This is a genomic window from Synechococcus sp. MU1655 (assembly GCF_023630655.1).
Lineage (GTDB): Bacteria > Cyanobacteriota > Cyanobacteriia > PCC-6307 > Cyanobiaceae > Synechococcus_C.
The window spans coordinates 1-10,258 of sequence record NZ_JAKUHK010000045.1; the positions used below are offsets into that span (position 1 = coordinate 1).

General features: G+C 50.4%; 10 protein-coding genes. 5 read left to right on the forward strand and 5 right to left on the reverse strand.

Features of this window, described 5'->3' with window-relative positions:
- Nucleotides 1–123 precede the first annotated feature (123 nt).
- From NCN04_RS03805 to NCN04_RS03815, 3 genes are all read left to right on the forward strand, one after another.
- Entirely contained in the window at nucleotides 124–597 is a 474-nt protein-coding gene (locus NCN04_RS03805) for a hypothetical protein (RefSeq protein WP_250395217.1), read from the forward strand.
- Nucleotides 536–2,020, forward strand: a complete 1,485-nt coding sequence (locus NCN04_RS03810) for a DUF3987 domain-containing protein (protein ID WP_250395218.1) — start codon at nucleotides 536–538, stop codon at nucleotides 2,018–2,020. The genes NCN04_RS03805 and NCN04_RS03810 overlap by 62 nt, the downstream gene beginning before the upstream one ends.
- 494 nt (nucleotides 2,021–2,514) lie before the next feature.
- Nucleotides 2,515–3,543: a GIY-YIG nuclease family protein gene (locus NCN04_RS03815; RefSeq protein ID WP_250395219.1), complete on the forward strand. Its 1,029-nt coding sequence runs from the start codon at nucleotides 2,515–2,517 to the stop codon at nucleotides 3,541–3,543.
- 47 nt (nucleotides 3,544–3,590) lie between these two features.
- Here the strand turns inward: NCN04_RS03815 and NCN04_RS03820 are convergent, their stop codons facing one another.
- Both NCN04_RS03820 and NCN04_RS03825 read right to left on the reverse strand, forming a co-directional pair.
- The gene (locus tag NCN04_RS03820; RefSeq protein WP_250395220.1) at nucleotides 3,591–4,301 is read right to left on the reverse strand and encodes a GIY-YIG nuclease family protein; all 711 of its coding nucleotides are present in this window, start codon (nucleotides 4,299–4,301) and stop codon (nucleotides 3,591–3,593) included.
- Nucleotides 4,302–4,384: 83 nt separating this feature from the next.
- On the reverse strand, nucleotides 4,385–4,654 hold the full coding sequence (locus NCN04_RS03825; RefSeq protein WP_250395221.1) for a hypothetical protein: 270 nt from the start codon (nucleotides 4,652–4,654) through the stop codon (nucleotides 4,385–4,387).
- Between the two features lie 14 nt (nucleotides 4,655–4,668).
- On the opposite strand from NCN04_RS03825, the gene NCN04_RS03830 reads away from it, so the two are divergent.
- On the forward strand, nucleotides 4,669–4,941 hold the full coding sequence (locus NCN04_RS03830; RefSeq protein WP_250395222.1) for a hypothetical protein: 273 nt from the start codon (nucleotides 4,669–4,671) through the stop codon (nucleotides 4,939–4,941).
- A 143-nt stretch (nucleotides 4,942–5,084) separates the two neighbouring features.
- Nucleotides 5,085–5,519: a hypothetical protein gene (locus NCN04_RS03835; RefSeq protein ID WP_250395223.1), complete on the forward strand. Its 435-nt coding sequence runs from the start codon at nucleotides 5,085–5,087 to the stop codon at nucleotides 5,517–5,519.
- Between the two features lie 68 nt (nucleotides 5,520–5,587).
- Here NCN04_RS03835 and NCN04_RS03840 read toward each other — a convergent pair whose 3' ends face one another.
- The 3 genes from NCN04_RS03840 to NCN04_RS03850 form a co-directional block, all read right to left on the reverse strand.
- A complete protein-coding gene (locus tag NCN04_RS03840) occupies nucleotides 5,588–5,953 on the reverse strand; it encodes a hypothetical protein (RefSeq protein ID WP_250395224.1) in 366 nt (121 codons plus the stop codon).
- 239 nt (nucleotides 5,954–6,192) lie between these two features.
- Nucleotides 6,193–6,996, reverse strand: a complete 804-nt coding sequence (locus tag NCN04_RS03845) for a PspC domain-containing protein (protein WP_250395225.1) — start codon at nucleotides 6,994–6,996, stop codon at nucleotides 6,193–6,195.
- Nucleotides 6,997–7,394: 398 nt separating this feature from the next.
- Nucleotides 7,395–10,258 (reverse strand): beta strand repeat-containing protein (locus NCN04_RS03850; protein ID WP_502988747.1); only part of this gene is annotated, 2,864 nt, incomplete at its 5' end.

Here is a 10,258-nt window from a genome sequence, read left to right on the forward strand (position 1 = left end):
TTCGGCCTGTTCACCGGGGGCAAGAGCCTTCACGTCTACTGGGTGTTCGAGCAACCGATCGAGGCGGCTCGGTGGCGTCCGTTGATTCAGCGACTGATCAATCACTGCGGCAGCGATCCTGCGGTGAAGGACCCCAGCCGGTGCATGCGATTGCCCGGTGCCTGGTACATCCACAAGGACGGCAGGGTTGGGGATAAGAGCACACTCCTGAACATCACCGGCGACCGCTTCACTCCAGAGCTGTTCGAGGAGCTGTTGCCCCCGCTGCCGGAACGTCCTCGTCACATCCCGAAGTCGCTTTATCGCAAGCAGCCGACGCGGACGCTGCAGGACATCGCCGATGCGTTGAAGCTCATCCCGCCACGGGTGCCGGGCCACGGCAATTACCCGGTGGATCGGAACATGGCCTGGGGCCTGAAGGCTGCCTGCTACGACGCTGGTTACGGCATGGATGTGGCTCGAGAACTCCTCGAAGCCCACAGCCCTAACGTTTGGGACCCCGACCAGATCCTCCGCTCTGGAGGTGATCAGATCAGTGCTGGGACTTTCTGGTGGCAAGCCCAGCAGCACGGCTACCGGAGGCCCGCTGATGGCTGATGTGCAGTCGGTGGTGGACCGTCACTCCACCATTACGTACGAGGCGATCAGGGATGCAGCCAAGAGCATCCGGGTCGCTCAGGGCCGCGAGCGATTTAGCTTCGACAACCTTTTGCCGTCAGATCTGGCGAAGGCGGTGGAGTTGGTGATGGAGGTGCTGCCTGCTGATGCGCTGACCTCCGTGCTGACGCTGTTCTGCGGTTACAGCGGCCTGCTCAAGCTCGGCACCAAGGTGTCGCCGGATTGTCGCTATTGGGTCCCCGCCAACCTCTACGTCGGGCTGGTGGGGCCGAGCGGCCTGACGAAGAGTCCAATTCAAAAGGCCCTCATCTCCGATCCGACCCGTCAGCTCCAGGCGGAGGAGAAGGCGCGGTTTGACAGGCTGTTGAAGGAGTGGGAGGACGCCGATCCACAGGACCGCGACAATCACCCTCCCCGCCGGTGCCCGCTTCATCAGAACGAGTTCTCCCCGGAGGCGCTCGGGATGTGGCTGCAGTTCTATGAGCGGGCTGGCCTCGGTGTCTTGCTGACTCGCGCTGAATTGAGCGGGATGCTGCGGGCGCTTGAGGCTGACACCAGGCGAGGCAGGGGGACCGCTGAGGCTCAATTTTTAGAGTCGTACGACGGTGATGGCTGCACTTCTCTTCGCGTTGGCAAGGCCGGTACGGGTGAGGTGCGGAGCTATTCCTCTTGCCATGTCTCCCTGTTCGGTGGAGTCCAAGATGAGGTGTTGCGAGAGCTGATCAATGGCTCTGACGCCAGCGGTAAATTCGCCCGGATTCTGATGGTGAAGTGCCCCCTCAAACCGCTGGATCTGAAGGACGATCCGATCAGTTCTGAGCAGGAGGAGGCGTTTGAGCGGGCGGAAAGGGTCTTGGCCTTCTATGCCCGTCAGTTGTATGAGCTGCCGCCCCGTCGGTATCGACTCAGCGCAGAGGCTCGCCGCCATTTCAACGGTTGGTTTCGCGCCCACCAGCTGGAGGCGTTCAAGCCTTCAACGCCGTCGGTCATCTCCGCGATGTTGGGCAAGACCAGCGCCAATGCGCTTCGGTTGTCGGTGCTCCTTCACTTGGTGTGGACGAAGGGGGAGGACCCCACTGCCGAGATCTGTCTCGATCTCGTGCGGGCGGCCACCGCGATGGTGGATCAGGTCATTTCAGAGACCCGGGAGTTCCACCAGCCCCCGGAGAGCATCGGCACCGAGCTGATGCGTCACGTTCACTCCCTTAGCTGGGAAAACGATGTTCTGAAGCAGGACCTGATCACCTGGCAGGACGCCAAGGACAAGGGCACCAAGCGCATCCGCGATTGTGGTGCGATGGGGTTCGAGAAGGCCATCGCCGAGCTGGAGGTGATTGGCTTAGGTGAACGTCTCCAGGCCGGTTCGGTCCCTGCCTTCAGGGCCCTGAAACCCTGGCCTTAGACAGCGTGGACAGCGGCGGACATGGGGGTTGTCTGCCGCCATCGCTCTATTCGACTGGGCTTCGGGTCGATTTAGACAGATGGACACGGTTCAGAGTTCCCTGAAGCTCCAGGGAACCCCTCTATGGCGGGACTTGGCCGAGGCCCCGGCTAGGTAGCTGGATGGCGTGTCTGTCTGTCCGAACCGGGTCAGCCCCCCTGCACTGCAGTTGATCTCAGCAGACAGAACTCGTGTCCGAGCCTGTCCATCGTGTCTGAGCTCTTGATAGGTGAGCAGGTGGTCACTCTCCGAGATCTACCGCCAGTACTTCAGGAGTTCTCTCCATTTGGCGGGAGGTGCGCGTAACGGGGCTGGCGGCATGATTGATCTGTGGCCCAGACCGTTGCCCAAGACATCAGGCTCCTGACCAGCATAAACTCAATTATGGAATCCCCCCCTTGGGGGATTCGTTCAAGTCCTTGGTGGCTTAAAAAGGAGTCAGGTGAGTCAAGGTAATGGGATTTGTAATTCTTATTTTAGTTGCACTTGTTGTTTGGTATTACTTCAAGAGCAAAGACCTTGAAAAGCAGACAAGATCAGCACAAAGAACTGCGAATCAATTAAAAGAAGAAAGAACCAGAGCACAAAGGCTCGCGGCAGCCGCGCAAAGAAAAAGACCTGAAGAAGACCTCACACTCTCTAGTTTTAATCACAAACCTTCTCCCTCAGAAAAGCAGCCGTCACCACCGAAAAAAACAGCAGCAATCCCCAAAGAAGAATCACAGCCAAGTACAAGCCGCAAGCAAGCAGAACAATCACTAAATACAGGTATTGCAGAATTAGATGGCCCAGGCATGTTTCAGCGCCTCACACGGCTTGGGGAATCGGCTTCTGCTGTTTATCTTCTCTATTCCAAGCAGCATGATGCTTACAAGGTCGGATATTGCGATCCGATGGGCATTGCCAAAAGGATCAATCAAATTAAACCCGAAGTCCCAGACGTGAAGCTGGATGGCACACAGGTATTCACCACCGTCCAAAATGCATTTAATGCAGAGCAAAGAATCTTAGATAAATACAAGAGCTACAAGTACAACGGCATCAACGGAAGATGGAGTGGTTCCACCGAATGGATTACACAACGCCCAACAGGCAGGCCATACTTAATGGAACCGACCAAAGTGGAGGCGCGCTATCAAGAAGAACTAGAAGCGGAGCCTGAAAGGCCAAGCGAACAAGACATATACACGGTTTATTTAATGAAATCGCAATCAAAAGGCATGCATAAAGTTAGCTGGTGCAAAACAGAAAACCTAATGAAAAAGCTAAGAGTTGCACGAAACGATTTTGCGAATGACGTAGAAATAATCTCAAGGTTTCCAATCCAAACATTAGAGAAAGCTCGAGCCGTGGCAATTGACATCAATGAAAAAGCTGGAACCTTCAAAAAGGAAGGAAGAAAAGAGAGTTATATATGGACTTCCAATCCTTCGTACCTCAATAAATTCAAAGACTATGGGCCTGACGCAAAGAAAACACCGTAAGCGCCTACAAGTCGCCGTCCACAAGGACAATCAAGACAGCCAGATCATTAAAACTCGGCTAGATCCACAATTAGCCTGTGGACTTTTTGAACTTGTTCATCGCTGAGGCGGAAATACTCTGTTTGAGGTAGCCGTACATCCCGAAATCGTTTATGCAACGTCCGCTCTAGCTCCTCATAGTTTGAGCATCGAACTACATTCAAAACCTCATCAGGCTTGAGCTGATCCATTCTCCTAAGCAGGTTCTCAGTAATTCCAATTTTGCAGAGATCTCCATTACGAACGAAATACACAAAGCCAAAAGACTGTTCACTCGGCACAGATAAGGCTTCTTGCTCTTTTCGCGCTTTATCTATTGCATCTTGCTCTTGTTTCTCTTGCTCCCTTGCCTCTTGCTTGGCTATTAATTTGTTCATCATCAGTTCCTTAAAAGCAGCCTTCTCTTCTCTAAATTTCTCCAAAGCAGCCTTCTCTTCTCTAATTTTCTCCTCGGAAGCAATCTTTTCTTGTCGGAATTTCTCCTCATAAAATTTGTTTTGGGCCCTTCTTTTCTCCTCTGCTATTTCCCTTCTCTCACGCTCAAGCTCCATTGCCCTTCTCTCAACCTCTATTTCCCTCTTATCACGTGCAATCTTGATCTCCCTATCTGCCGTATGCGGAGTCCAAAATGGCTTTGGTACAGAGGGCTCTCGCTTTTTCGGATCTTCTCCAAAGTTGCTGAGCCGTCGCATGTTCTCTTTGATTTTTTCTGGATCCATCACTGCACCCCTGCTTCCTTCCTCTTAGCCGCAAAGCTTTCAGTCAGATTATCCGCTGCCTTTCATAAGACCAGTTAAGACAGTCAGCGCATACGTCCAACGCCGTAGCCCACTAGCAAGCCTCCAGCACCGCCCAGAACACCCCCGGTTAGAGCTGCGCGTTGAGAGTCGTTGAGATGGCCTCCAAAAACGATGGCAAGTGCAACCACAACAAGCAGCCCGGATGTGGCGAAGACTGCATCAAAACTTTGATGCTTCGCTGCTTTGCCTGACGACTGAGCTTTTTTCAACTTGCCTGCGTCTTGATCCAATTCACGCTCGATCCTGTTGATCTCATCGTGTGTGGAGCCCATTCGAATACTGCGATATGGGGATTCTGGCCCTTTTAGCGCCGGTAGGCATGACCCCATTGATTGGACCTGTTCTGCTGATCAGCACCAAGCTTCATCATCTTGTTCATCTGTGCGACGCCTCCAATCACGCAGGCGTAGTTGCCATCTCGCTCAGCTTTACGCGCTGTGCGCTCAAGCCTCCCGAGACGTTGGAACAACAGATCCCGTTGATTGATGTCCTCATGATTAAACGCCTCTATCCAGTCTCTATGGGCCTTAGCCACTACGTCACAGGCAGTGCGGCGTGAGACCCCCCATGTTTCAGCAGTGAGAGCAGTTAGCTAGCTGAAACCAACTCCCGCGACTATCTGCTTGACGGCCCATTCATGGCGCTGTTTCTTCTCGCTGGCGGTGACTCTCTTGCGGGTCATGGCTAACTAGGGAGCAGTGGATGACTGGTGTTGGCGTGAGTTGGAGTGCTCCTGCTTGGGTTGGGAAAAGCGATAAGAAATACAGTGAACTGATACAGCGGAAGGCTGTGGCAGTCACCAGACGCGACAAGAGGCGTGGTGGCGAATACAGCACCAAGCAAGCGATAGAGGCCATCGATCAGGCATTTCATCGCTGCAACGGCTTTGATCCCTACGACGGCTCCAAGCTCAATCCAGAACTGCTTGGCGAGTACGACAACAAGAAAAGCAAAGCAAAAGGGGCTGCCTACAAACGGGAGATGGCGATGCTGCCGACTGTTGATCATGTCAAAGCAGAACCGGTGCCTGACTTTGAAATCGTCAGCTGGCAGACGAATGACGCCAAAGGGGACATGGCCCCTGAGGAGTTCGTGGCTTACTGCCGCCGAGTTGTTCAGATCGCAGATCAGCATTGAGTCAAAGCAAGCCAGCGCCGATGAACGCCTCCTCGACCTGCGACAACGAATCAGGATCTAAATCCATATCACCGATGAACTCTGTGCACCCTTTGCCCAGATATTGAGTTGATCCCCAAGCCCGTCATCCAATCGAGTTGTTTGATGCATGCAACAACAGCTCCAGGATTCTTCTGTTGTTTTGCCTGACCAGCAGCAGCCATCAGCGTCTGAATCGACCATGCCAATAGCTCCTGTCTATCGATACCGGTCTCATCAACGTCAGCCTTGATCTGCGTCCATGCACGTTTAAGGAGGCGGTAACCCTGAGCCCTTGAGACTCCCCACTGCTGTCGCGCAAAGGTGAGACATGCAGTGTTGGGCTCACCCTCAAGGATCAGCCCTTGGAGCGTGTCGATGCGGTCGGAGATCTCTTCTGTTGTTGCTCGTGCCATGGCCAATCAGCCTCCGTATTGAGCAATTAATCAAAAAGATCTTTCTAAATCAAATAATAATCCCTGAAGTAAGAGTTTTGGGTTCTATTCATGCCCCGCCTCGCTATGCAACTCCTTTGAACATTCAAATCAATAAAAAATTCAGCTCGTGGCGGGGCTAGTGGCGCAAATAATCAGTCGTTCTTGTTTGTGCATATTTCTCTTCTAAGAGCTTCTGACTTATCATTGAGTTCCAACAGTCAAAGACCTAATAATTTCTTCTTAGCAGCCGCAAATTCATCCTCAGCGATCACACCTTGTTCTTTAAGCCGCATAAACTTCTCAAGCTCAACAGAAATATCACCGTTGCCAGAATTAGACTGAATTGCAGGCAGACCTAGATTCTTCTCTACATATCCTTTAATAGTATTAGCCAATACATTTTTGTCAACACCAGCAAACATAAATGTATTTTCGTCTGAAGCGGCTTGGAAAATTCCCGCATTTTTTTCGTTAGCGCCTGGAATAGTAAAGGTTATAAATCCACTGAATACAGCCCCAGCTTCTCTGAACTCAATGCCAGTTATATTCTTAAAGTATATGCTCTTGGTTCCACTAATGCCTTTAGTGAAAAAGCCAAAAGCACCTTGAGGAGATATTGTGAGCTTGTTAGGGTATACAACTAATTGTTCTCCGACACCTTGCATAGAGTAAATTGCGCCATCAGGAAGCTCAGGTGATTCAATTTTATTGTTAATTTGAGTATTTATCGGATTAGCAATTGTAGGCAATGCCGCATTGAATACTTGTGAGCCAGCTTTAGCAGTGCTTTCTACCGACTGGGAGCCTGTCATCTTTATTGTCAATGCCATGACTATATAAACAATAATGCCAGACGAAGGAACAAAGAAATTCGAGACAATGAACAACCCTCTCCAGAAATTAGCTGCTCCGTAGCCCGACTCCCTTAAACCACCGCATACTCCAGCTAGTACTTTATTGTTCGACGACCTGTGAAGACCAGGCTTTGAATTTGGTCTCTGAATTTTTCCGTATTCAGCCATTTGTCTAGATTAAGCTTGCTTAAATAATAGTGGTAAGAAAAAAGAAGCCAATCCCCCAAACGGGGGATCTTTGAACATAAAAACTACCCATTCATGGGTACTGCATTGTTATGTCGAATGATGCTTAGGCGTGATTAGGCAGTGATCTGAAAAATACAAAGCCGCTTGTGGCGGGGCTAGTCAATACTTAGCAAGGAAAGTATTTTCAACGACTTCTATGGCGACAATGGGTCCTTCCTGCCTATTAATTAGTGCGTAAATTCGAGGCTCGCTGACCAGCTAGACGTCGCGAGGAAAATTTATTTGGTCATCCTGGCAGCGCTGAAAATCTTCTGAATCACCACAAACCTCCTTAGCCAGCAAGGTGGGGAGCAGAGCTCCTCACCTTTTTTCTTAGATCAAATCGTGGGAACTACTGATGGTATCAGTGCATCGACAATAGGATCACCTAGCTCCCAATCATCATTAGAAGACGATGAAAGGGTTGATCCCCAGCCATCGAGGCGATCATCAAAGCTTTCATTAGTTTCTTTTGATAAAGTCCCTACTTTTTTCTCTCTATCAGCCTCCATCGTATCCAGATTAATCAGAAGAGCTGTGTATTTACTGCTATCAGTTTCATTCTTGAAGCTGTTAACATCAGCGCCGCTCATGCTGATAAAGCTGCGTTGCCCTTCTTCGACATCAAATGCATTTGAAATCACATAATCACCGTCAGCTAGTGCTTCCTCAAAGGTAGATCCACGAGTGACTAAGGCCACTGCGTAGTTAGAGCCTGTGAGTGTATCGGCTGCGAGATTGTCATTGGAATCTGCGATACGGAAGATGTAATCACCATTTTCACCAACGCCTTTGAAGCCAAACTTATCTTCTTTTGTGTCGGCTCTAAAAAACTCTTTCTGGAAGGACTCACCATCAGCAACATTGAGGCCTGTGAGTGGATCCACATCTTCTTTTGTGATGGATCCGCTTTCAAAGCCTGTGAAAGTCAACGCTGATTCTAAGAAATCAACTGAAATCGTTTGATCTGTTGGAGTCTCTAGATAATCCTCAAAGGCTGTTAGCTGATTTGTGTCTTCGAGGTGAAGAAGCTCTTCCTGATTGAGTGTGATATTGAGGGTGTCGCTGCTCAAGTCAGTGCCGCTGTTGGTGTCATTGCCACCGCTCAGGTTTAGGGATTGCTTGTTTGCAGCCTCGGAGGTAGCGGTGAAAGAAAGATTGACAACATCAGAGCCTTCATCAAGACGGATGGTTTCGAAACCAGTAATCGCTGTGCTTTGTGCATTCCCGGATGTAGAAATGGAGCCAGTTAGGGATTGATCAAGGTTGAGGGTATTGCTCTGATCATTAAGGGTTAATTGATCACCGCTTCCATCGCCGCCATCAAGGGTGCCGGTCAGTGAACCACTTGCTGAAAGTACGGCATTGTCATTGCCATCAGCCAAGTTGATGTCTGAGATGTTGGTGAAACCAGTGCCATCCACTGTTCCGGAATTAGGGCCGGTAATCAGTGCCACGTTGCTGTTCCCATTCAAGGTGATCGTGTTGGTTTCAGGGCTGCCACTACCTGTGCCAACTTGGATCGTTTGGAATCCAGAGAAGCTGCTACCTCCTCCACCACTGCCACCACCAATGGAAATACTGCCGTCAGTCTCAACATTGATGGTTGATCCATCGTTGATCACGAGAGTGTTATTTCCTGCGCCACCGTCCAGTAATCCGCTGAGACGTCCTCCTTGTTCAATGGTGACCGTATCGTTACCGCCTTCTAAATAGATGTTTTCAATACTGGTGAAATTCACCTGATCAAGCGTGCCTTGATCCAGTCCAGTCAGCGTGAGCGAATTACCAAAGACATTGCCATTGAGGCGATCAAAGCCATCACCACCATCAAGGGCTAGTGCAGCCGTTGTACCTGCAACATCAGCAAGCGTGGCAGTATCTGCAGCTCCACCAAGGTTGATGGAATTAAGCAAGGTGCCGGCATAGCTGCTAGCTGTTGCCGTAGATCCAAACTTGATGCCATCGATACTGCCAGAGCCTGATGCATCAATCAGCAAGTTGTTTTCTGCGCTTGGATTCGCAATTGTGATGGTGTAATCAGCCGTTGTTGTGGCACTGCCGTTGGCTGCAGTTACAGCAAATCCATCAGCCAGTGTTGATGTTGTTTGTGCCGTAATGGCTGCTGCATTGCCAGAGAAGGTTGTGGCACCTGTACTGGACACAGCGAGTGAGCCATAGGTACTCGTTGATGACCCTGGGCCATAACTAATCGCTGCATCATCAAGCACTAGGGCATTGAGTTGCCCAGATGATGTGCCAGTGAGATCTGCTGAAAAACTGCTGGCAATGTAATCAAGAGCAAGTGATGTATCGATAAATTCAGGCTCTTCATCGGGAATATCACTACTCCCATCATTGAACTGGAGAGCATCGATGTCATAGAGAGTATTGAGCCCGTCAGGTGAGCCAGAGCGCTGGTCTTGAATGAAATAAACGGAGCCAAAGGTTGCATCAGAGGCTCGTGAGATCGTGTAATCCGCTGCGTTACCAGAAAGGACAACGGTATCGATTTCAGTGGCATCAGATTTTGCTGCCGCCGAGCGATTGCCATAGAAAACATCGTTGCCTGCGCTGGCGATGAAGGTGTCATTACCCAAGCCCCCTTGGGCAAGGTCATCTCCAGCCCCAGCATTAATGGTGTCGTTGCCGTTGTCGCCAAAGAGAGTATCGATGCCATCACCGGAGGTAATGATGTCATCATCATCCCCACCTCTGACTAAATTATTGCCATTTCCAGCATTGATTTGATCAACCCCAGATCCGCCATTGATGTTATCTCTTGATGCTGTTCCGGTGATGGTGTCATCACCATCATCACCATTGAGATAAAGAGCAAAATTAGCTTCACTTGCATCAATTAGATCGTTACCAACGCCACCCCTTACGCCACCGTAATTCTGGTTTCCTCCGAGGGTAATTGTGTCATTACCGGCATCGCCATCAATGCGCGAAGAATATCTTGCGTTAGTACTATCGCTAGAAAATGTGGTGTACCCACTTCCACCCGTTAGGGAGATTGAATCGTTACCATCGCCTGCGCGAACTCCCCGGTACCTAGAGCTATTACCAGTATTGGCTCCATTAAGGCCTATCAATCCTGTCGCTGTAATGGTGTCGTCACCATCCCCAGTGATGACGTCATCTCTAACAGCATTGAGATTAACGACATCATCGGAGCTGCCTGAATCAAAGCGTGTGA